This is a genomic window from Rhizomicrobium sp. (genome assembly GCA_037200985.1).
Taxonomy (GTDB): Bacteria; Pseudomonadota; Alphaproteobacteria; order Micropepsales; family Micropepsaceae; genus Rhizomicrobium.
In genome coordinates, this window is the sequence record JBBCGJ010000001.1 from 156,923 (window position 1) to 178,131 (window position 21,209).

At 66.6% G+C, this 21,209-nt stretch carries 24 protein-coding genes; 13 read left to right on the forward strand and 11 right to left on the reverse strand.

Translation table 11 applies throughout. The features are described 5' to 3' along the window. Nucleotides 1–105 precede the first annotated feature (105 nt). Together WDN01_00805 and WDN01_00810 are read left to right on the forward strand one after the other, a co-directional pair. Entirely contained in the window at nt 106–1,608 is a 1,503-nt protein-coding gene (locus tag WDN01_00805; protein MEJ0024537.1) for a leucyl aminopeptidase, read from the forward strand. Beyond that, nucleotides 1,608–2,066: a DNA polymerase III subunit chi gene (locus tag WDN01_00810; protein MEJ0024538.1), complete on the forward strand. Its 459-nt coding sequence runs from the start codon at nt 1,608–1,610 to the stop codon at nt 2,064–2,066. Before WDN01_00805 ends, WDN01_00810 begins: the two co-directional genes overlap by 1 nt. Here WDN01_00810 and WDN01_00815 read toward each other — a convergent pair. The 3 genes from WDN01_00815 to lpxD (WDN01_00825) all read right to left on the reverse strand — a co-directional run bounded on the left by WDN01_00815 (nt 2,063) and on the right by lpxD (WDN01_00825) (nt 4,488). After that, nucleotides 2,063–2,251 carry a hypothetical protein gene (locus tag WDN01_00815; protein MEJ0024539.1) on the reverse strand — a complete coding sequence of 63 codons (189 nt, stop codon included), beginning with the start codon at nt 2,249–2,251 and terminating at the stop codon, nt 2,063–2,065. The genes WDN01_00810 and WDN01_00815 overlap by 4 nt on opposite strands. 72 nt (nt 2,252–2,323) lie before the next feature. Beyond that, complete coding sequence (gene lpxD / locus WDN01_00820; GenBank protein ID MEJ0024540.1) at nt 2,324–3,349, reverse strand: UDP-3-O-(3-hydroxymyristoyl)glucosamine N-acyltransferase; 1,026 nt, start codon at nt 3,347–3,349, stop codon at nt 2,324–2,326. 116 nt (nt 3,350–3,465) lie between these two features. Beyond that, a complete protein-coding gene (lpxD, locus tag WDN01_00825; protein MEJ0024541.1) occupies nt 3,466–4,488 on the reverse strand; it encodes a UDP-3-O-(3-hydroxymyristoyl)glucosamine N-acyltransferase in 1,023 nt (340 codons plus the stop codon). Between the two features lie 177 nt (nt 4,489–4,665). On the opposite strand from lpxD (WDN01_00825), the gene WDN01_00830 reads away from it, so the two are divergent. Continuing rightward, nucleotides 4,666–5,409, forward strand: coding sequence for a tetratricopeptide repeat protein (locus tag WDN01_00830; protein ID MEJ0024542.1), 744 nt, complete (start codon nt 4,666–4,668; stop codon nt 5,407–5,409). 290 nt (nt 5,410–5,699) lie between these two features. On the opposite strand, the gene WDN01_00835 is transcribed toward WDN01_00830, so the two are convergent. The 3 genes from WDN01_00835 to WDN01_00845 all read right to left on the reverse strand — a co-directional run bounded on the left by WDN01_00835 (nt 5,700) and on the right by WDN01_00845 (nt 8,816). Further along, nucleotides 5,700–6,113, reverse strand: a complete 414-nt coding sequence (locus tag WDN01_00835) for a hypothetical protein (GenBank protein ID MEJ0024543.1) — start codon at nt 6,111–6,113, stop codon at nt 5,700–5,702. Further along, entirely contained in the window at nt 6,110–6,787 is a 678-nt protein-coding gene (locus tag WDN01_00840) for a SatD family protein (GenBank protein MEJ0024544.1), read from the reverse strand. The genes WDN01_00835 and WDN01_00840 overlap by 4 nt, the downstream gene beginning before the upstream one ends. Before the next feature lie 145 nt (nt 6,788–6,932). Beyond that, nucleotides 6,933–8,816, reverse strand: coding sequence for an ABC-F family ATP-binding cassette domain-containing protein (locus WDN01_00845; protein ID MEJ0024545.1), 1,884 nt, complete (start codon nt 8,814–8,816; stop codon nt 6,933–6,935). 82 nt (nt 8,817–8,898) lie between these two features. Here WDN01_00845 and ndk point away from each other — a divergent pair, with 82 nt between their 5' ends. The 3 genes from ndk (at nt 8,899) to WDN01_00860 (ending at nt 10,451) form a co-directional block, all read left to right on the forward strand. Continuing rightward, the gene (gene ndk / locus WDN01_00850) at nt 8,899–9,321 is read left to right on the forward strand and encodes a nucleoside-diphosphate kinase (GenBank protein ID MEJ0024546.1); all 423 of its coding nucleotides are present in this window, start codon (nt 8,899–8,901) and stop codon (nt 9,319–9,321) included. Nucleotides 9,322–9,379: 58 nt separating this feature from the next. Continuing rightward, nucleotides 9,380–9,547, forward strand: coding sequence for a hypothetical protein (locus WDN01_00855; protein ID MEJ0024547.1), 168 nt, complete (start codon nt 9,380–9,382; stop codon nt 9,545–9,547). Between the two features lie 61 nt (nt 9,548–9,608). Further along, nucleotides 9,609–10,451: an SDR family oxidoreductase gene (locus WDN01_00860; GenBank protein MEJ0024548.1), complete on the forward strand. Its 843-nt coding sequence runs from the start codon at nt 9,609–9,611 to the stop codon at nt 10,449–10,451. Here WDN01_00860 and WDN01_00865 read toward each other — a convergent pair. The 5 genes from WDN01_00865 to purM form a co-directional block, all read right to left on the reverse strand. Continuing rightward, on the reverse strand, nt 10,448–10,834 hold the full coding sequence (locus tag WDN01_00865; protein MEJ0024549.1) for a DoxX family protein: 387 nt from the start codon (nt 10,832–10,834) through the stop codon (nt 10,448–10,450). The two genes, WDN01_00860 and WDN01_00865, sit on opposite strands and share 4 nt — an antisense overlap. A 9-nt stretch (nt 10,835–10,843) precedes the next feature. After that, nucleotides 10,844–11,290 carry an SRPBCC domain-containing protein gene (locus WDN01_00870; protein ID MEJ0024550.1) on the reverse strand — a complete coding sequence of 149 codons (447 nt, stop codon included), beginning with the start codon at nt 11,288–11,290 and terminating at the stop codon, nt 10,844–10,846. After that, complete coding sequence (locus WDN01_00875) at nt 11,280–11,618, reverse strand: metalloregulator ArsR/SmtB family transcription factor (protein ID MEJ0024551.1); 339 nt, start codon at nt 11,616–11,618, stop codon at nt 11,280–11,282. The genes WDN01_00870 and WDN01_00875 overlap by 11 nt, the downstream gene beginning before the upstream one ends. A gap of 85 nt (nt 11,619–11,703) precedes the next feature. Continuing rightward, complete coding sequence (gene purN / locus WDN01_00880; GenBank protein MEJ0024552.1) at nt 11,704–12,315, reverse strand: phosphoribosylglycinamide formyltransferase; 612 nt, start codon at nt 12,313–12,315, stop codon at nt 11,704–11,706. Continuing rightward, nucleotides 12,312–13,379 carry a phosphoribosylformylglycinamidine cyclo-ligase gene (gene purM, locus WDN01_00885; protein MEJ0024553.1) on the reverse strand — a complete coding sequence of 356 codons (1,068 nt, stop codon included), beginning with the start codon at nt 13,377–13,379 and terminating at the stop codon, nt 12,312–12,314. The genes purN and purM overlap by 4 nt, the downstream gene beginning before the upstream one ends. Nucleotides 13,380–13,535: 156 nt before the next feature. Here purM and WDN01_00890 point away from each other — a divergent pair, with 156 nt between their 5' ends. The 7 genes from WDN01_00890 to WDN01_00920 all read left to right on the forward strand — a co-directional run bounded on the left by WDN01_00890 (nt 13,536) and on the right by WDN01_00920 (nt 20,965). Continuing rightward, a complete protein-coding gene (locus WDN01_00890) occupies nt 13,536–14,660 on the forward strand; it encodes a hypothetical protein (protein ID MEJ0024554.1) in 1,125 nt (374 codons plus the stop codon). Next, nucleotides 14,657–15,217 (forward strand): CDP-alcohol phosphatidyltransferase family protein, encoded by a 561-nt coding sequence (locus WDN01_00895; protein ID MEJ0024555.1) that lies wholly within the window; start codon nt 14,657–14,659, stop codon nt 15,215–15,217. Before WDN01_00890 ends, WDN01_00895 begins: the two co-directional genes overlap by 4 nt. 288 nt (nt 15,218–15,505) lie before the next feature. Continuing rightward, entirely contained in the window at nt 15,506–16,369 is an 864-nt protein-coding gene (locus tag WDN01_00900; protein MEJ0024556.1) for a DUF3800 domain-containing protein, read from the forward strand. Between the two features lie 171 nt (nt 16,370–16,540). After that, the gene (locus WDN01_00905) at nt 16,541–17,245 is read left to right on the forward strand and encodes a hypothetical protein (protein MEJ0024557.1); all 705 of its coding nucleotides are present in this window, start codon (nt 16,541–16,543) and stop codon (nt 17,243–17,245) included. Then, nucleotides 17,245–18,420 carry a hypothetical protein gene (locus WDN01_00910; GenBank protein MEJ0024558.1) on the forward strand — a complete coding sequence of 392 codons (1,176 nt, stop codon included), beginning with the start codon at nt 17,245–17,247 and terminating at the stop codon, nt 18,418–18,420. The genes WDN01_00905 and WDN01_00910 overlap by 1 nt, the downstream gene beginning before the upstream one ends. After that, the gene (gene ppk1, locus WDN01_00915; GenBank protein ID MEJ0024559.1) at nt 18,386–19,435 is read left to right on the forward strand and encodes a polyphosphate kinase 1; all 1,050 of its coding nucleotides are present in this window, start codon (nt 18,386–18,388) and stop codon (nt 19,433–19,435) included. Before WDN01_00910 ends, ppk1 begins: the two co-directional genes overlap by 35 nt. Continuing rightward, complete coding sequence (locus tag WDN01_00920) at nt 19,436–20,965, forward strand: Ppx/GppA family phosphatase (protein MEJ0024560.1); 1,530 nt, start codon at nt 19,436–19,438, stop codon at nt 20,963–20,965. It abuts the gene before it with no gap. Nucleotides 20,966–21,209 lie beyond the last annotated feature (244 nt).

Here is a 21,209-nt window from a genome sequence, read left to right on the forward strand (position 1 = left end):
CCCGCGCGGCGGCGCGGCAACCCCGCTGGGGCCGCCGCGCCCGATCTCGCATCCAGGCTCAATACCTCTTAAAGACACCGCAGCACCAGACCGGGAGAACCCTTTATGCAACTGTCCTTTACCGCGCCGGGCGATGTGCGTTCCGGCGCCTGGGTCGTCGGCGCATCCGACGGCGCGGTCCTCACGCCCGCCGCGCAGAAGGCCGACAGGGCCGCCGGCGGCGCGCTCAGCCGCGGCCTGAAGGTCAGCAAATTCGCCGGCAAGAGCGGCCAGGTGCTCGAAGTGCTGGCGCCGGCCGGCGTCGCGGTCTCCCGCATCGTGCTGGCCGGCCTGGGCAAGGGCTCCGAGTTCGGCGCCACGGCGGCCGAGAATCTGAGCGCCGCCGTCAACGGCCGGTTGAACGGCGCGGGTGAAACCGCCGTAACCTACGAGATCGACCTGCCCAAGGGTTCCAAGCTGAAACCCGGCGAGCTGGCGGCGCATCTGGCGTTCGGCGCGCGGCTCAAGAGCTACGGCTTCAACCACTACCGCACCAAGAATCTGGACGAATACGAGCAGCGGCTCCAGACCGTCGCCATCGCGACCCCCGCCCTGTCCGACGCGAAGAAGAGCTGGGCCGCGCTCGACGCCGTGGCGGGCGGCATGTTCTTCGCCCGCGACCTCATCAACGAGCCGCCCAACGTCCTCTTCCCGGCCGAGTTCGCGCGCCGCGTGAAGGCGAACCTGTCGAAACTCGGCGTGAGCGTCGAGATTCTCGGCGAGGCGCAGATGAAGAAGCTCGGCATGGGTTCGCTCCTGGGCGTCGGCCAGGGCAGCGAGCGCGAAAGCCAGCTCGTCGTCATGCAGTGGAATGGCGGCCGCAAGAAGAGGGACAGCCCCGTCGCCTTCGTCGGCAAGGGCGTATGCTTCGACTCAGGCGGCCTCTCGCTCAAGACCGGCGCCGGGATGATGGGCATGAAGGGCGACATGGGCGGCGCGGCCGCCGTGGTCGGCGCGATCCAGGCACTGGCGGCGCGCAAGGCGCGGGTCAACGCGGTCGGCGTGATCGGCCTGGTCGAGAACATGCCCGACGGCAAGGCGCAGCGCCCCGACGACGTGGTGCGGTCCATGTCGGGCCAGACCATCGAGGTCTTGAACACCGACGCGGAAGGCCGCCTCGTCCTCGCCGACGCGCTCACCTATACCCAGCGCACCTTCAGGCCGAAATTCGTGATCGATCTCGCCACGCTGACCGGCGCGATCATCATGGCGCTGGGGCCGGAGCACGCCGGCCTGTTCTCCAACGACGACCGCCTGGCGCATCGCATCGGCGAAGCGGGCAGGGCGGTGGGCGAGCCGGTGTGGCGCCTGCCGATGGGTCCCAATTACGACAAGCTGATCCGCTCCAAGATCGCCGACATGAAGAACATCGGCGGGCCGAACGCCGGCTCGATCACCGCGGCGCAGTTCCTCAAGCGCTTCGTGGAGGACGACCGCCCCTGGGCCCATCTCGATATCGCCGGCGTCGCCTGGCAGGACGGCGAGCAGAAGGCGCTGGCGCCGAGCTGGGGCACCGGCTGGGGCGTGCGCATCCTGAACGAACTGGTCGCGGCGCACTACGAGGATTGATGACGGAGACGCTGTTCTACCACCTCGAACGCCGCGCGCTGGACGAGGTCCTTCCCGGCCTCATCGAGAAGACGCTGGAGCGCGGCTGGCGCGCCGTGATCCGCACGGAATCGTCGGAGCGCGCCGATGCCATCGACAACCTGCTCTGGACCTACAACGACCAGACGTTTCTGCCCCATGCACAATCCGGCGACGGCAATCCCAAGCGCCAGCCTGTGCTGATCACCGTCGAGGACGAGAACCCGAACGGCGCCAACGTCCTGTTCTGCGTCGGCGGCGCGATGCCGGGATCATGGGACGCGGTGAGCGCTCTGACCCGCGTGGTCCTGATGTTCGATGGGCGCGACGAAGCCGCGCTCGGCAAAGCCCGCGCCGCCTGGAAAGACGCCAAGGCGGCGGGACATGACGTGACTTACTGGAAAGAATCCCCAAGCGGGAAATTCGAAAAGCAGGGCTAATGGTGCCGCGACGGCATGTCGGGACATATGAGCAGCCTCTTGGCGAGCTGCTCCAGATCCTCCGCGCCCCGGATCAGCTTGTCCGCAAAACCGGGCATCGTCGCGTGCGTCGCGTCGAGTCGCAGCGCCGCCGCAAGACGGCAGCACTTGTTCGACGTCGATTCGTTCGTCGCTATATGTTCCATGCAGAGGGAACGGACTGCGACAGCCGACGTTCCCCTAAGTTGCGTTAATAGATGGGGCCACACGGGCCGGGCTCAGTCTTTGCCCTTGCGGGCCGCCATCTTCTTCAGCAGCACGACCTGGCGGTGCCATTGCTTGACCGGCTGCGCCGGATAGCCGCCGACCGTCTCCCCCGCCGCCACGTCCTGCGTCACGCCCGCGCGGGCGGCGAGGCGCGCGCCGGCGCCGATATTGAGGTGATCCGCGATGCCGGCCTGGCCGCCGATCATCACGCCGGGGCCGATGGTGGTCGAGCCGGCGATGCCGGCCTGCGCCACCACGATGCAGAACTGTCCCATCTTCACATTGTGGCCGACATGGATCAGCCCGTCGAAGCGGCAGCCGCGGCCGATATGGGTGTCGCCGATGGCGCCGCGGTCGACGACGCAATTGGCGCCGAATTCGACATCGTCCTCGACGATCACGCGGCCGAGCTGCGGCACGCGCAGGAGGCCTTTCTGACTCGGCACGAAAGAGAACCCGGCATTGCCGATCGAATTGCCCGGCCCGAACACCACGCGGTTGCCGATCAGGGCATGGGTGATCGTGCAATTGGGGCCGATGATGCAGTTGTCGCCGATCTCGACGCCCTTGCCGATCACGACATTGGGGCCGATGGCGCAGTTGGCGCCGATCTTCGCATGGGCGCGGATCTCGCCGCCCTGGGCGATCTGGGTGCCGGCGCCGATGCGCGCGCTCGGATGCACCGGCAGGACCGGTTCGAGACCCTCATGCAGGGGCGGCGCGGGATAGAACAGATGGCCGACCTGCGCGAAGGCGAGCCGGGGATTGGCCGACAGCAGCAGCCAGGTGCCGTTGTGCTCATGCGCCGCCAGCTTGCGGTCGGTGATCACCACGCTGGCGCGCGTGCGGGCGAAGGCGGCCGCGTATTTGGCGTCGGAATAGAGGCTGATCTCGCCGGCCTCGGCGGTGTCGAGATTCGACACGTCGCGGACGGGAAAGTCCGCGGCGGAACTGTTGTCCATCTCCGCCCCGATATGAGCGGCGATTTCGCCGAGCGGGAAGGGTCCCGCCCGTTCGAAGAACCTGTCGTCCGTCATGCTCGTCCGCTGTTCGCCTGTCCTCGCTGGGCATCGCCCGAAGGGGCAAAGAGCCACAACTTCGCGCACGCCGCAAGGCGATGCCCGCGCCGCGTGCCGGAACCGGCGTTAACGCTTCAGGATTTCTTGTGGCCGGCCAGCTTTTTCAGCGCCACGGTCTGGCGGTGCCATTCGCGCACCGGCATGGCGGGATAGCCGCCGACCGTCTCGCCCGCCGCGACGTCGCGCGTCACGCCGGCCTTGGCGGCCAGCCGCGCGCCGGCGCCGATGGTCAGGTGATCGCTGACGCCGACCTGTCCGCCCATCATCACATAGGGGCCGATCGTGGTGGAGCCGGCGATGCCGACCTGTCCCGCGATCAGGCAGTGATGGCCGATCTTCACATTGTGGGCGATGTGCACCAGGTTGTCGAACATCGTGCCCTTGCCGATCACCGTGTCGCCGATGGCGCCGCGGTCGATGGCGCAATTGGCGCCGAGCTCGACATCGTCCTCGATGATCACGCGGCCGAGCTGCGGCACGCGGAGCAGGCCCTTGCCGCTGGGCACGAAGCTGAAGCCGGCGCTGCCGACGGTGACGTTGGGCGCCAGTGTCACGCGGTCGCCGATCAGGGCGAAGGCGATCACGCAATTGGCGCCGATCACGCAATCGTCGCCGATCACCGTGCCCGGGCCGATCACGGCGTTGTAGCCGATGGTGCAGCGCGCGCCGATCCTGGCATTGGCGCCGACCACGGCGCCGGAGCAGATCTGGGTGCCGGTGCCGACCAGGGCGCTGGCATGGACGGGGGTGAGGGCGTGCACGCCGGCGATGGGCGCGTCGGGCGGATAGAACATGTGGCCGACCTGCGCGAAGGCCAGGCGCGGATTGTCGGTCAGCAGAAGCCAGGTCCCGTTGTGCTCGTGAACGGCGAGCCTGCGGTCGGTGATCACCACGCTGGCGCCGGTATGGGCGAAGGCCTTGGAATATTCGCCGTCGCTGAACACGCTGATGTCGCCGCCGGCGGCGCTTTCCAGCGCCGCGACGTCGCGCACCAGGAAGTCCGACGACGAATTGTTGTCCATCTCCGCGCCGATATGCGCGGCAATGTCGCCGAGCGGGAACGGTCCCGCGCGGTCGAAGAATCTGTCATCGGTCATGAACGTTTCCTGGGAGTTTGCGCAGTCTAGCAGAAAAGACGCAAAGGACACACCCGGGGCTGGAGACAAGGTAACCGGGACGAGGTAACCGAAAGTCTGGTTGCATGATGTCGCGGCGCTGGGTATGGCGGTGCGGGATCGGGGCACAATCCCTGACTTTGCCGGGAAATATACGACGTGTTCGATCTGATCATCACGCTCCTGCCGCTCGCCCTGATGGTCGCATGCGTGGTGCATGCGATCCGCAAGGGGAACATCTTTCCTTGGATTTACGTCATCGTGCTGCTGCCCGGCATCGGCAGCCTGATCTATCTGTTCATGGAGATTCTGCCGGAGATGGCGCGCAGCCGTGCCGCCGCCAAGCTCGGCTCCAATGTCCGCCAGATGGCCGATCCGCATCGCAGCCTGCGCGAGGCGCACCGCGCCGCCGAGATGGTGGGCTCGGTCGATGCCAAGCGCCAGCTTGCCGAGGAATATATCGCGCGCGGCGCCTATGCCGACGCGGTCGAGCTCTACCGCGACGCGGCGCAGGGCCAGTTCAAGGACGATCCGGCGCTGCTTCTGGGACTTGCCCGTGCGCAGTTCCTGAACGGCGACCCGGCCGGGGCGCAGGCGAGCCTCGATGCGCTGCAGGCCGCCGATCCGAGTTTCGTGTCCGCCGACGCGCATCTGCTCTATGCCCGCGCGCTGGAAGGGCAGGGCAGGACGGACGACGCGCTCGCCGAGTACCGCAAGCTGGTCGGCTATTATCCGGGCGAGGAGGCGCGGGCGCGTTTCGCGATGCTGCTGGAGAAGACCGGCGCGCGCGACGAGGCGATGGAGGTCTACCGCCAGATCCTCAAGCTGCTCGATGGCGCGCCCGCGCGCTACAAGAAGGCGCAGAAGGAATGGGGCGACATCGCCCGGCGGGGGGCGCGGTAGTGTCCTGATTTAGAAGTTCGCGCTGCTTGGTGTCATCCGCCGCGAATGCGGCGGACCCAGGTGAAATCTGCACCACTGGAGCCGATTTCACCTGAGTGGCCGCAGTCGCGGCCGTGACATCTTTGTTTTGAATTCAACGAACTTCTGGCTCAGGACACCAGCGCCGGCGCGGCTTCAGGCGCTCGCCAGCGCGGTCTCGCATTCTTCCTGCATCTTGATCCAGCGCGCCTCGACGTCGGCGAGCTTTTTCGCCGCGTCGGCGCGCCGGCTGCTTGCCGAAGCGCTGCGGTTTAAAGAGCGGACCGTGAAATCAAATGAAGGCCGATCGTGCCGTCGTATTTGGCGAGCGAGATCGCGATGAACACGGCCCAAAGAATGCTGGTTAGCGAGCCGATCAGAAAATACTCGGCTGAAAGTTGTTCGTCGAGTTCCTTATAGCGGGCTACTGTCTTTAGCGCGATTACCGCGGTGACGATATCCCAGCTGTTCATCAATAGGCCGGCGACGATCAAGGACCTCTCCAAAAGCCCGATGTACCGGCCGGCCCGGGGGCTGACTGACGGGAGCGATGTCGGAGGATGGGCCTTCTTGGGAGTTTTCGGCACTCCGCTCCAAACCAGCAGGACGCGAACCACCTCATTGCCCGTTTGCCACAACAGTGGGACGGCAAACAGATAGATCAAAATCTGAAGTGCCGGAATCATGCCGCTCCGTTCTCCTGGTCCAATGATGAGAGCGCGAATTCGATCGCTTCTTTTTGTTTCTTGTAATACGCCCATTTTGCGGCCTCCAAGACTTTGTATACGGAGCGTATGCCGACCCCCATGTCTCTCGCCGTCTTGCCGATCGAGCTTCGTCGGTTGAGGCGAATGTACCGGCGTTGCGTCGGAGTCCATTCCTCCTCGATTGCCGTAAGCGAGAGCCCGACCGCGTCAAGGAGCCGTTGGCGTGAAGGATCGTCATAAAGGGAGAAGCGGTAGACGTTCGGCTCGCGCTTATCGTTGAGTTTGCTGCGCGCTTGCGCCAAGCCGTCGCCCATCATGTTCCACGCGTTCTCGGTGTTTATCTTTGTATCCAGTCTCGCGATCCCGAGCACAAACCGGCAATTGACGCTCTTTTCGAGTAGGTCGGAACGCAGTTTTGTAATTATCTCGAAGCCTTTGGCCATCTCCCTTACAAGCCCTTGAAACTCGTCGCCCAATGTTATGGTCAGGGGTGAAAGCAGGGCGGCGCGATACTTCTTGTTGGCGGCTCTTATGGCGGAATTGAATTCCCTGCTCAGGTCGCCGCCCGCTCGTTGGCCTTCGCTGTCGATGATGTCGCCCATGACGACCGCGAGCGTTTGGCGCGCGGTTCTCGATGTCGTTGCGCGCGCCATGGCTTGTCGTGCCTGTCCCGATAACGGTTCGTCGTGCAATATTGTACCAGTATTGGGTCATTTTACAACCGCCCGCAGTATGACCTTATATTGGGTCATTCGGCCGTGATGAACCGTTATTGGGACAAAACGAGGAGCGGCCGATTTAAGCCAGCGCCAGCGCCGTCTCGTACTCTTCCTGCATTTTGAGCCAGCGTGCTTCGACGTCGGCGAGCTTCTTCGCCGCGTCGGCGCGCTTCTTGGAAACCGCCCTGCCCTTCGCGGGATCGCGGGTGAAGAGCAGAGGATCGCTGAGCGCCTTGTCGAGCTTCGCCAGCTCGGCGTTCAGCTCGGCGATCTGGTGCTCGGCGGCGTCGACCTTGTCCTTCAGCGGCTTGAGCTGGCGCCGCCGCTCGGCCGCCTCGCGGCGCTGCTCGTCCTTCGACTTGACGGGCGCGGCTTGCGCCTTGATCGCTTCCGGCGCCGGCTCGTCCGCCAGCAGGAAGCGGCGATAGTCGTCGAGATCGCCCTCGAACGGGTTCACCTCGCCATTGGCCACCAGCAGCAGGCGGTCGGCCGTCGCTTCGAGCAGCCGGCGGTCGTGGCTGACCAGCACCACCGCGCCGTCGAAATCGTTCAGCGCCGAGAGCAATTCGCCGCGCGCGTCGATGTCGAGATGGTTGGTCGGCTCGTCGAGGATCAGCAGGTTCGGCTTGTCGAGCGTCGCCAGCGCCAGCATCAGCCGCGCCCGCTCGCCGCCGGAGAGGTTGCCGACCAGCGTGAGCTGCTTGTTGGCCGAGAAGCCGAAGCCGCCGAGCTGGGTGCGCACCTCCTGCACCGTCAGCCTGGGCCGCAGGTTCTGCAAGGTCTGGATCGGCGTGATGCCGCCCTGCAATTCCTCGAGCTGGTGCTGCGCGAAATAGCCGGGGATCATCTTGCGCGAACGGACGATCTCGCCCGCCATCGGCTCCAGCTTCTCGGCCAGGAGCTTGGCCAGCGTCGACTTGCCGTTGCCGTTCTTGCCGAGCAGCGCGATGCGGTCGTCGGGATCGAAGCGCAGCGAGATGTTGGAGAGCACCGGCTTGCCGGGCTCGTAACCGATGGCGACGCGGTCCATCGTGATCAGCGGCGGCGCCGCCTCGACCGCCTTGGGCAGGCGGATGGGCGCGACATGCTCGTCGAGCGGAATGTCGATGCGCTCCATCTTGGCGATCATCTTCATGCGGCTCTGCGCCTGGCGCGCCTTGGTCGCCTTGGCGCGGAAGCGGTCCACGAAGCTCTGCAGGTGCGCGCGCCGCGCCTCCTGCTTCTTCTGCGCCGCGGTGTCGAGGGCGCGCTGCAGCGCGCGGGTGTCGACGAAGGTGTCGTAATTGCCGGTATAGAGCTTCAGCTTGCCGTGCTCGAGATGCAGGATGAACTCGGCCGCGGTGTTGAGGAGGTCGCGGTCGTGGCTGACGATCAGGACCGTGCCGCGATAGCGCAGGAGGAAGTTCTCCAGCCACATCACGCCTTCGAGGTCGAGATAGTTGGTCGGCTCGTCGAGCAGGAGCAGGTCCGGGGCGGAAAACAGGATGGCGGCGAGCGCCACGCGCATGCGCCAGCCGCCGGAGAACTCCGCGCAGGGGCGAAGCTGGTCGGCCGCCGAGAAGCCGAGGCCGGCCAGGATCTCCGCCGCTCGCGCCGGCGCCGTATAGGCGTCGATGGCGTCGAGCCTGTGATAGATGTCGCCCAGCGCGTGCGCGTCGGCCTCGTGCTCGGCCTGGGCGAGCAGCCGCGTGCGCTCGGGATCGGCCGCCAGCACCGTGTCGATCAGGCTGACCTCGGTGCCCGGCGCCTCCTGCGCCACCGCGCCGAGGCGCCAGGCGCTCGGCCAGCTCACCTGGCCGTCGTCGGGATGAAGCTGGCCGAGGATGACCTTGAGCAGCGTCGATTTGCCCGCGCCATTGCGTCCCACCAGGCCGATGCGCCGCCCGGCGGGGAGGCTCGCGGTCGCCCCGTCCAGGATTTCGCGGCCCGCGATGCGGACGATGAGGTTGTCGATGCTCAGCATGGCGGCGGGCGTATAGCACGGCTTGCGCCCTAGCCAATCCCACGGCATAAGGCCCGCGATTTTCACGCATCCGGAGACGTCCATGGCCGTCGAGCGCACCCTTTCCATCATCAAGCCGGACGCGACGCGCCGGAACCTGACCGGCGCCATCGTCGACCGCTTCGAGAAGGCCGGCCTTCGCGTCATCGCGTCGCGCCGCATCCGGCTCTCCCAGGCCCAGGCCGAAGCCTTCTACGGCGTGCACCGCGAGCGGCCGTTCTTCGCCAGCCTCGTCACTTTCATGACCTCCGGCCCGGTCGTGGTGCAGGTTCTGGAAGGTCCGAACGCCATCGCCAAGAACCGCGAAGTGATGGGCGCGACCAATCCGGCCAACGCCGCCGCCGGCACGATCCGCAAGGATTTCGCCGAGTCGATCGAGGCCAACTCGGTCCACGGCTCCGACGCGCCCGAGACCGCGGCGCAGGAGATCGCGTTCTTCTTCTCCGGGCTCGATATCGTCCCCTGACAGGCAGCCAATGCCGGCGTGCCGCGTTCCCTACCGTCCAACCATGTGAGGGAATGCCATGTCCGTCGCCGCCGCAGCCGAGCTCGCCGAAGACCTCGAAGCCGACGCCTACGAAGCCATAGACGAAACCAAGGACGCGGTGATCCAGTTCGTCCGCGAACAGCCGATGACCGCGCTGATCGTGACCTTCCTGGTCGGCGTGCTGATCGGCAAGGTTATCCTCTAAGCCACGCGACAAGCCCTCCGCCAGGCGCTAGCCTCCCGCCATCCTGCGGGAGGACGCGCATATGCAAGGCAAGACCATCGTCGTCACGGGCGGCACCTCCGGCATCGGCGAGGTCGCCGCGATCCGGCTGGCGCAGCAGGGCGCCCGCATCGTCCTCGTCGCCCGCGACCGCGCCCGCGCCGATGCGACCCTCGCGAAGCTGAAGACGGCCAATCCCGCCGCCGCGCACACGGTGCATCTCGCCGACCTCTCCGCCATCGCCGAAATGAAGCGCGTCGCGGGCGAGATCGCGGCCGCCGAACCGGCCATCGACGTGCTGATCAACAATGCGGGGGCCGTATTCACGACGCGGCAGGAAAGCGTCGACGGGCTGGAGATGACCTTCGCCGTCAACCACATGGCCTATTTCGTCGTCACGAATGTCCTGTTGCCGAATCTGAAGGCGACGTCGGGCGCGCGCATCGTCTCCACCGCCTCCACCGCGCATCGCGCCGCCAAGCTCGATTTCGCCGACCTGCAGCTGAAAAAGGGCTTCAGCACCTTCCGCGCCTACGGCAATTCGAAGCTGTGCAACATCCTGTTCACCCGCGAACTCGCGCGGCGGCTGGACGTCACCGGCGTCACCGCCAATTGCCTGCATCCCGGCGGCGTCAATACGCGCTTCGGCTCCAACAATGGCGGCGTCACCGGCGTCCTTTTCAAGATCGCCATGGGCATTTTCGGCATCTCGCCGGAAGAGGGCGCCAAGACCATCATCCACCTGGCTTCGTCGCGCGACGTCGCGACGATCAGCGGCGAATATTTCTACAAGTGCAAGGTCGCCGAGCCGACCTTGGCGGCGCAGGACGACGACGCCGCGAAAAGGCTGTGGGACGTGTCGGCGAAGCTTGCCGGCCTGTCCTAGTCCCGCATCAGGGGGATCAGGCCGCGCAGCGCGGGCGAGCGCAGGAACAGCCCGCCCCAGACGAACAATCCGAGATAGACCCCGAACAGCACATGGGAGAACAGCGGCGCCTTGTGCTGAAGCTGCACCGCGATGGCGCCGCCGAGATAGCCGGTGACCAGGATCGCGCCCAGCAGCGCGGTGCGCGGAAAAGCATAGAGCAGCGTCGCGACGAGCAGGATCGCGCCCAGCGTCGTGACCAGCGCCGGATCGAAGCCGAGCCCCGCCGTCGCCTCCACCGAAACGCGCGCGCCCGCCACCTTCATCCCCGCATCCATCAGCAGGAACAGCACCGCCAGCGCGCTCAGCACATAGCCGGTCCAAAGCATTGCCGTGTTGTTCAACGGATCCCCCTAGCGACCAAGATAGATGTCGAGCCGGCCGAACGTGCTGCCCCAGCCATAGGTATGGCCCTCGGCGCTCGCGTCCGATTTGAGGCCCGTCTGCGTGAATTCCATCCGCGTGCGGCCATCCGCGGTCTCGCGCAGCACCACCGTCACCAGCGTGTCGACGCCCGGCCCGTCGGGATGGTTGGTGCCTTCCCAGCGGAAGCTGAAGACCAGCCGCTCCGGCGGCTCGACCGTGTGATAGCGGCCCGATTGCCAGAGCATCTCGGTGCCGCCGGCGGCGCGCAGCCCGGCCCGCCAGGCGCCGCCCGGCCGCACATCGGCCTCGACCTCGGCGGCCGGCCATTCGATCGGCCCGAGCCATCGCACGATGGCGCGCGGATCGGTCCATGCCGCCCACACCACGTCGCGCGGCGCATCGAATTCGCGCACGATCCGCAGCTCAGCGCCCATCGCGGCCCTCCTTGCGCGTGCGCGCGAGATAGGCGTCGAGCCGGTCGAAGCTGCCGCCCCAGAAGATGCGGTAGCGGTCCATCCAGGCCGCGATCTCCTTGAGCGCCGCCTTGTCGACGCGCGCCGGGCGCGTCTGCGCCCGGCGGCCGCGGCTCACCAGGCCGGCGCGCTCCAGCACCTTGAGATGCTTGGAGACGGCGGGCAGCGTCATGTCGAACGGCTTGGCCAGTTCGCTCAGCGTCGTCTCGCCAAGGGCGAGCCGCGCGAAGATCGCGCGCCGCGTCGGATCGGCGAGGGCCGACAATTTTGCGCTGAGAAGGTCGGCCAAGGATCAACCGATCGGTTTATTTACCGCAAGGTTTGGTAAGGGATGCGGCGAAACCTGTCAATCGCCGCCGTCATCGGTGCGGATTTCAGAGGCGGATCGCGCGGCCGTCGCGCAGCACGACCTTGCCTTGCGCCACCAGCTTCAGCGCCCGCGGATAGAGCTTGTGCTCCTCGCCCAGCACCCGCGCGGCCAGCGTCTGCGGCGTGTCGTCCGGCAGCACCGGCACCGCGGCCTGGGCGATGATCGGCCCCGCATCCAGTTCGGGCACGATGAAATGCACCGTGCAGCCGGAGATCGTCACGCCCGCCGCCAGCGCCTGCTCATGCACCTTCACGCCCTTGAATGCCGGCAGCAGCGACGGATGGATGTTCAATATCCGCCCCTCCCATTTGCGCACGAAGCCTTCGGAATGGATGCGCATGAAGCCGGCCTCGCAGACGAGGTCGATCTTCGCCACCACGAGCGCCGCGTCGATGGCCGCGTCGAAATCCTCGCGCGAAGCGAACGCCTTGTGCGAGACGACCTTGGTGGCAATGCCCGCGGCGCGGGCGGTTTCGAGGCCGCCGGCCGTCTCGACATTGGAGAAGACGAGCGCGATCTCGGCGGGATAGTCCGGCGCCTTCGCGGCCTCGATCAGCGCCGCCATGTTGCTGCCCCGGCCCGAGATCAGGACGGCGACGCGCGTCCTGGCGCTCACAGCTTGAGCGATCCGCGATAGGCGACCTTCGCCTCGCCTTCGCCGGCAACCAGCGCGCCGACGCGCCAGGCCTTTTCGCCGGCCTCCTGGAAGGCGTCGATGACATGGCCGGAGAATTCCGCCGCCACGATCGCCATGAAGCCCAGGCCGCAATTGAAGGTGCGCAGCATCTCGGCATCCGCGATCCCGGCGGTGCGCGCCAGCCAGCCGAAGACGGGCGGCGGCGTCCAGCAGGACAGATCGATCTGCGCGTCCAGTCCATCGGGCAGGGCGCGGGGCAGGTTCTCGGTGATGCCGCCGCCCGTGATGTGCGCGAAGCCCTTCACGCCGCCGGCATGGATCGCGGCCAGCCCGCCCTTGATGTAAAGCTGCGTCGGCGCCAGCAGCGCCTCGCCCAGCGAATGTCTGGCGTCGAACGGCGCGGGCGCGTCGTAGGAGAGGCCGGCATCCGCCACCACGCGCCGCACCAGCGAATAGCCGTTGGAGTGCACGCCGCTGGAGGCCACGCCGATCACCACGTCCCCCGCCTTCATCGCGCGCATATGAGGCAGGACATGGCCGCGCTCCACCGCGCCGACCGAAAAGCCCGCGAGATCGAAATCGCCCTTGGCATAGAGGCCGGGCATCTCGGCCGTCTCGCCGCCGATCAGGGCGCAGCCGCACTCTTTGCAGGCGCGCGCGATGCCTTCGATCACCACCGCCGCGTCGTCGACGTTCAGCTTGGCGCTCGCATAATAGTCGAGGAAGAACAGCGGCTCGGCGCCCTGCACCACGAGGTCGTTGACGCACATCGCGACCAGGTCCTGGCCGATGCCGCCGAGCCGCCCGGTGTCGATGGCGATCTTGAGCTTGGTGCCGACGCCGTCGGTCGAGGCGACCAGGACCGGGTCCTTGAAGCCCGCCGCCTTCAGGTCGAACAGCCCGCCGAAGCCGCCGAGGTCGGCGTCGGCGCCGGGCCGCCGCGTCGCCCTGGCCGCCGGCGCGATCCGCGCGACCAGCGCCTCGCCGGCGTCGATGTCGACGCCGGCATCCTTGTAGGTCAGTCCGTTGCGGGTTTGCGTCATCGGAATCGCGCTTCGCGCCTCTCGGCTCCGTTTACGCACGAGCCCTCGCGGCAGGCAAGCAATGGCGCCCGCGTCTTGCCGTTTTTCCGTGTAAGACAGGCGCTTTCGCGGGCAGGCTGCGCCCTTTATACTCACGGCGCTCATACAAGGTTCCAAATGTCACAGGCTTTTAACCGGCTCGTCCTGGCGCTGGCCCTCGCTTTGCTGTTGCCCGCCGCCGCCCGGGCGGTGGACCTGACCTATACGGTCAGCGGCATCCATGTGGACGCCACGGCCGCCTCGGCCAGCGCCGCGCAGGCCATCGCCATCGACCAGGGCCGGCCGAGGGCCTGGGACATCCTGTTCAAGCGAATCGCCAAGCAGCCGGACTGGCCGAAGGAGCCCAAGCTCGACACCGACGCCCTGCGCCGGCTGGCGCGCGGCTTCACCGTCGCCAACGAGAGACGCTCGACCACGCGCTATGTCGCGGACGTCACCTACAATTTCAGTCCCGAGGCCGTCGCCAAGGTGATGGCGACGATCTCGCCCTCCTATCGCCTCGCCAGCGGCGCGCGGCGCATCCTGCTCATCCCCATGGCGCCCAATTTCGACCGCGCCTCGGCCTGGACCAGCGCCTTCTCCAGCCCGCGCTTCGGCGCCAGCTCCGTGCCCTTCGCGGTGCCGACCGGCGACGCGCCCGACGTGGCGGCGCTGAGCCGGCTGCAGTTCGACGCCACCAACTGGGCCGATGTCGAGATCGTGGCCGCCCGCATCCATGCGACCGAGGCGGTGCTGGCGCTCGCCATTCCGCTGACCCAGGGCGGCACCTCCATTACCGACAAGATGACCGGCAAGGTCCAGGTCTGGCTGCGGCGGATCGGCGTCGCCGAGACGCCGAGCAAGACTTCCATTGACGTGCCCCTGATCAAGAACCCGGCGCAGACCTATCCGCTGGCCGCCGATGCCGCGGTGCACGCCATCGAGGTGATGTTCCAGCAGAAGCCGCCGATCGATTTCGGCCCGCGCGGCACGCTGAGCGCCGACGTGCACATCGACTCGCTGCAGCAATGGGCGGCGATACAGAATTCCTTCGGCCTCGTGGCCAATGTCCTGGCGGTGCAGATCGTCGCGATGGATATCGGGCTGGTGCGCATCAACCTGACCTATCAGGGCTCGACCGACCAGCTCCACGACGCGCTGGTGCCGGTCGGCATCGCGCTGTCGCGGGACGGCGACGCCGGCCAGTGGCAGATGGGCTATGCGCCGCCGCCCAAGCCCAACACGACGGCGTCCGCGCCGTGACCCCGCTGCTGCGCCAGATCCCGAACCTGCTGACGGCCTTCCGCACCGTGCTGGCGCCGCTGACGGCCTATCTCATCCTGCTCGACCGCAACCTGGCGGCGCTGTTCGTCTTCGCCTTCGCCGGCGCGAGCGACGCGCTGGACGGCTTCCTGGCGCGCCGTTACGGCCTGGTCTCGCGCTTCGGGGAGTATCTCGATCCCGCCGCCGACAAGCTCCTGATGCTGGCGTCCTTCGTGACGCTGACGATGGTGCACCAGGTGCCGCTCTGGGTGACGGCCATCGTGATCGGCCGCGACGTCGCCGTCGTTCTGGGCGTCGGGCTGGCCTGGGTGCTGACGCTGCCGCTGAAGGTCGAGCCGCTCGCCATCGGCAAGGCGAACACGGTGGTGCAGGTCGTCTATGTGGCGATGATGCTGTTGCTTCTCACCCTGAACGTCGACCTGCCGGCGCTGGCGATGACCGGCGCGGTGGCGGCGTCCGGCTTCGCGCTGGCCTCGCTCGCCGCCTATGGCCAGCTCCTCCTGCGCGCCTTCGCGCTCCGCCGCCGGCCGGCTTAAAAATAAAGTCATCATGGCCCGCGAACGCGAACCATGCCAAGACAAACGCTCCCTATAAATGCGGGGGAAGCGGAATTCCGCAACAATAACAACCCGTTAAAGAGTTGAGGAACGGATGCGATGGTTGACAATTCTCTTGTGGCCACTACATAGTGGCGTAGCTCGTTGGTGCTAATCGTTATGGATTGGCTTACCGTTTACGGTTCCAGCGAGCGACCAGAACAGCCCCGGCAACGGGGCTGTTCGTGTATTTGCACCATCTCAATTCGTTAGTGTAGATGCCCTCCTATGAGCACTTGGGCGCTTTATCTTGATGAATCCGGCGATGCTTACCCGCATCCATTGCCGCTTATCGGTCATTGCCCCGTCTTCACACTAGCGGGAGTTGCGCTTCCTCTCTCGGAATGGCGCAATTATCACAACGACTATAGCGCGTTAAAATTGCAATTTTTCCAGAACGAAATCGACAAATCTTCCAAAACCCAGCATCAATGGGAATACAAAGGCAATCGAACAATTGCGCCGAGAAATGCCGATTCCAAGCGCCTTGCGGATTTTACGCACAAGACGCTCGACCTAGCTGAGAACTACGCTGGCCGACTTTTTTCGGTTTCGTTCTTGAAGAGTCCATCAAATCCCACAAGCCATGCTTCTATGTATACCAAGGCGCTCCAAATTCTGGCGGAGACGTTCGACATCTTCTTGAGAGAAAAGTCGGATGATGCGCGCGGGATCACAATTTTGGATTCTCGCATGGCCCACCTTCAGAAAGGTTCGGGGCTTGACTACATCGTTGCCCTCAGTCTTCTCACTTACGTTTTCGGGAACGAGCAGGGGCGCCAGCTCAAGCGGTTACAAGAGGCTCCGCTCTTTGCGGATTCCACCATTATTAGCGGCGTGCAAATTGCCGATATCGTTGCTGGACTAATGTATGCGAACGCCTATCGGATGAATCTTTCTCCCGATGGAACGGATAAAGGTTGCGGATATCTCAACTACACTCACGTGGAGCGGTATTGGGCACATTTGGCGAAGCTAAAATTCCAAAGCAAGTCATTGTACAACGGGTATTACAAATCCGGCTTTCGCGTATTCGATCACCGCAAGGAAAAACCTTCCAACAATGACACAGAGATTGAAATCAAAGGCTAGTCGCAAAGTGCCAGATCATTTGTCTCTGTCGCAAACGCCCTGAGTGCGATCCTGGATGTAAAGACGTTCGACGCTAAGCTTGGGAAAATTGCGAAGGCGACGGATAAGATAAAAGGGAAATGAAGACGCTATACGAGTCGCCCAAATAAGGGTTCGAATTTGCCGTCGCAGTTGCCACTTCCGCTTGAATCGAACCCCGCCCTCGGCCGCGCCGACTTCATCGTCGCGCCGGCGAATGCGGAGGCCGTCGCCTTCGTCGATTCCTTCCCGCGCTGGGCGGCGCCGGCGGGGGCGCTCTACGGGCCGTCCGGCTCCGGCAAATCCCATCTCGTCGGCGCCTGGGCGAAGGCGGCGGGCGCGCTGATCGTCCCGGCCGCGGCGTTGACCGAGGGGTTCGTCGCTCTGCTCGAACAAGGGCGCGCCGTCGCGGTCGAAGACGTCGATTCGGGCGTGGACGGTCGCGCGAGCAATGCGCTGTTCGCGCTGTTCCACCATCCCGGCCCGCTGCTGCTGACTGGCCGGGAGCCGCCTGCCGCCTGGCCGGCCGCGCTGCCGGACCTCAAATCCCGCTTCGCCGCGCTCCTGGCGTTCCCGCTCTGGGCGCCGGACGAGGCGCTGCTGGCGCAATTGACGCGCAAGCTGTTCACGGACCGGCAACTCACCGTGCCCGATCCTGTGATCATGCGGATCCTGCGCTCCGTCGAACGCTCCCCCCGCCGCCGTCCGCGATTTCGTCGCCCGGGCGGATGCCCGCGCCCTGGCGGAAAAACGCCCGGTTTCCGTGGGCCTGGTCGGCGAGTTGCTGGCCGAGGACGGGCTGTCATGACAGAGTCTTGCGCCTGCGCTAGGCTGGCCAACTACAGGACAAGCGTTTGATGTCGAACCCGATTTTGAGCGAGGACACCGCCGCGGAGCTGGAGCATCTGCCGCCCGCGCCGGCGATCGATCCCGCCTCGCCCGACCGCTTCGTCAACCGCGAACTGTCCTGGCTTGCCTTCAACCGCCGCGTCCTGGAAGAGGCGCGCAACCGGCGCCACCCGCTGCTCGAGCGCATGCGCTTCCTGTCGATCTCGGCGTCCAACCTGGACGAATTCTTCATGGTCCGCGTCGCGGGCCTCAAGGGCATGGTCAAGGAAGGCGTCGCCACCCATTCCGCCGACGGGCTGACGCCGGCGCAGCAGCTCGCCCAGGTCGATGCGATGGCCAAGAGCCTGATCGAGGACCAGCAGGCGGTGTGGACGCCGATGTGCACCGAGCTGCGCGAGGCCGGCATCGCGGTGATCGAGGCCGACGAGATCACCGACGCCGACCGCGAATGGCTCGACGCCCATTTCCGCGAGCAGATCTTCCCCGTGCTGACGCCGCTCGCCATCGATCCGGCGCACCCTTTCCCGTTCATCCCCAATCTCGGCTTCACGCTGGCGGCGCGGCTGACGCGCACCGGCGACGGCAAGACCGTCACCGCGCTGGTGCCGATCCCGCCGCAGCTTCAGCGCTTCATCCGCCTGCCGGATTTCGGCAAGGCGGTGCGCTTCCTGCCGCTCGAGAAGGTCGTCACGCTCTATCTGCAGAAGCTCTTTCCCGCCCATGACGTGCTGGGCGCCGGCGTGTTCCGCGTGCTGCGCGACAGCGACGTGGAGGTCGAGGAAGAGGCCGAGGACCTGATGCTGCTGTTCGAGACGCTGCTGAAGCAGCGCCGCCGCGGCAGCGTCATCCACATGAAATGCAGCAAGTCCATGCCGGACGACCTGCGCGAATTCCTCATCGACCAGCTCGACCTCGACACGCCCGACCTCGTCATCATCGACCGCATGCTGGGGCTCTCCGACCTGCAGAAGCTGATCCTCGACGAGCGCCGCGACCTGCAATTCAAGCCCTATGTCGCGCGCTTTCCCGAGCGCATCCGCGATCACGGCGGCGACTGCTTCGCCGCCATCCGCGAGAAGGACATCATCGTCCACCATCCCTTCGAGAGCTTCGACGCGGTGGTGCAGTTCGTCCGCCAGGCCGCCGCCGATCCCAACGTCGTGGCGATCAAGCAGACGCTCTAACCGCACCTCCTCCGACTCGCCGATCGTCGCGGCGCTGGTGGAAGCCGCCGAGGCCGGCAAATCCGTCACCGCGCTGGTCGAGTTGAAAGCCCGCTTCGACGAGGCGGCGAACATCAAATGGGCCCGCGACCTGGAACGCGCCGGCGTGCAGGTGGTCTACGGCTTCATCGAGCTCAAGACCCACGCCAAGGTGAGCCTGGTGGTGCGGCGCGAGAGCGGCCAGCTCCACACCTATGTCCATTTCGGCACCGGCAACTATCATCCCAACACCGCGCGCATCTACACCGACCTGTCGCTGTTCAGCGCCGATCCGGCGCTGGGGCGCGACGCGGCGCAGCTCTTCAACTACATCACCGGCTATGCCGAGCCGTCCTCGCTGGAGAAGATCGCGGTGTCGCCGATCAGCCTGCGCGGCCGTCTGATCGACGCGATCCAGCAGGAGATGCTGCACGCCAAGGCCGGCCGCCCCGCCGCGATCTGGATCAAGCTCAACGCCCTCGTCGACCCGCACATGATCGACGCGCTCTACAGCGCCAGCCAGGCCGGCGTGAAGATCGACCTCGTGATCCGCGGCATCTGCTGCCTGCGCCCCGGCGTGCCGGGCCTGTCGGACAACATCCGGGTGAAAAGCATCATCGGCCGTTTCCTGGAGCATGGCCGCATCGTCTGCTTCGGCGCCGGCCACGGCCTGCCCTCGGCCCAGGCCAAGGTTTATATTTCCTCCGCCGACTGGATGCCGCGGAACCTGGACCGCCGGGTCGAGGCGCTGGTTCCCATCGAGAACCCCACGGTTCATCAACAGGTTCTGGACCAGATCATGGTCGCCCTGCTGAAGGACCAGGCCCAGACCTGGCATATGGCAGCAGACGGGTCCTATGCCCGCGATCCGGAGGCCTCGTCGCCGGACGCCTTTTCGGCGCATACTTACTTCATGACGAATCCGTCCCTCTCCGGCCGAGGCCGGGCGCTGAAGATGCAGTCTCGTCCGGTCACCGTCGTCGCGCGGCGGACCTGAATGACCGGCACCCAGGCCCCGTCCGCGGAGGTGCGCGCCCCGCAGCCCGCGCGCGCCCGCCCGCGTCCGCGCGGACCGGTCGCCGTGGTCGATATCGGCTCCAATTCGGTGCGCCTGGTCGTTTACGAATCGGAGACGCGCGCGGCGGCGACGCTGCACAACGAGAAATCGATCTGCGCCATCGGCCGCGACATGGTCACGACCGGGCGCCTGCACGCCGAAGGCTGCGCCATGGCGCTGGAGGCGCTGGCCCGCTTCAAGATGCTGGCCGACGGCCTGAACGTCGCGGTGCGCGAGGCGGTGGCGACCGCCGCGGCGCGCGACGCGACCAACGGCGCCGAATTCGTCCGCCGCGCCGAGGCCGCCTGGGGCGCCCCGGTGCGCGTGCTCTCCGGCGAGGAGGAGGCCCGCCTCGCCGCCGAAGGCGTGGTCGCGGGCATCCCGGCCGCCGACGGGCTGGTGGCCGATCTGGGCGGCGGCAGCCTCGACATGGTGAGCGTGCGCCAGGGCCGCACCGGCGACGCCTTCACGCTGCCGATCGGCCCGCTCCGCCTGATGGACGCGGCGCGCGGCGACGCCGACAAGGCGCGCAAGCTGGTCGACGAGGGGCTGGAGAAGCTGCACCTGATCGGCCTCAAGGACCGCGCGCTCTACGCCGTGGGCGGCATCTGGCGCAGCTTCGCCCGCGTCGACATGGAGGAGACCGCCTATCCGCTCCATGTCCTGCAGGAATACGAGATCCCGCGCCGCCGCGCCCTGCGCCTGTGCGAGGTGCTCGCCAACCTGTCGCGCAAATCGGTCGAGCGCATGAAAGTGGTCTCCAAGCGCCGCGCCGAATCGCTGCCTTACGGCGCCATCGTGCTCGAACGGCTGCTGCTCGCCTGCGATCTCAAATCGGTCGTCATCTCGGCCTATGGCCTGCGCGAGGGTCTGCTCTATGCCCGGCTGTCGCCGGAGGAACGGGTGCTCGATCCCCTGCTCGAATTCGCCGAGGCCGCCAACGGGCGGGCGGCGCGCGAGCCGGGCCATGCCGTGGAGATGTTCGCCTGGATGGCGCCGCTTTTCGCCGAGGAGACCGCCGAGCTGCGCCGGGTGCGCCAGGCCGTCTGCCTGTTCTCGGACGTCGCCTGGCGGCGCCATCCCGACGACCGCGCCCTGGGCGGCTTCGGCCAGGTCCTGACCGCGCCCTTCGCCGGCGCCAGCCACCGCACCCGCGCGATGATCGCCTCCGGCGTGTTCCACCGCTATTCCGGCGACGAGGATTTCCCGCGCGACATCGCCAATGCCGACCTGCTCGACCGCGACGACGAGGCCCGCGCCCTCGTGATCGGCCTGACCTGCCGGCTCGGTTTCGCGCTGTCGGCTTCTTCGGCGGGCGTGCTGCCGCTCTATCGCCTGCGGATGACGCCGGCCAAGATCGTGCTCGACCTGCCGCGCCGCCACGAGGCCATCGCCGGCGAGCCGGTGCAGAAGCGCCTGGGTGCCCTGGCGGCGGCGCTGGGCCGCAAGGGCGAGATTTTGATCGGCTGACCTGCGTTTCCTCCCCCGCGTTTGCGGGGGAGGTGGCACGCCGCAGCGCAGCGTAGGCGTGACGGAGGGGGCGGCCGCCCCGCACAAGCCCCCTCGCGCGTACGCTGACGCTACGCGCCGCTCCGCTCGGCACCTCCCCCGCCAAAGCGGGGGAGGAAACTCGGCGTGCTTGCGCTATCCGCCCCGAAAGGTCTTTAAGGGGCGCGACCGGGCTCTGGCCCGACCCGTTCGAGCGGGGAGAAGG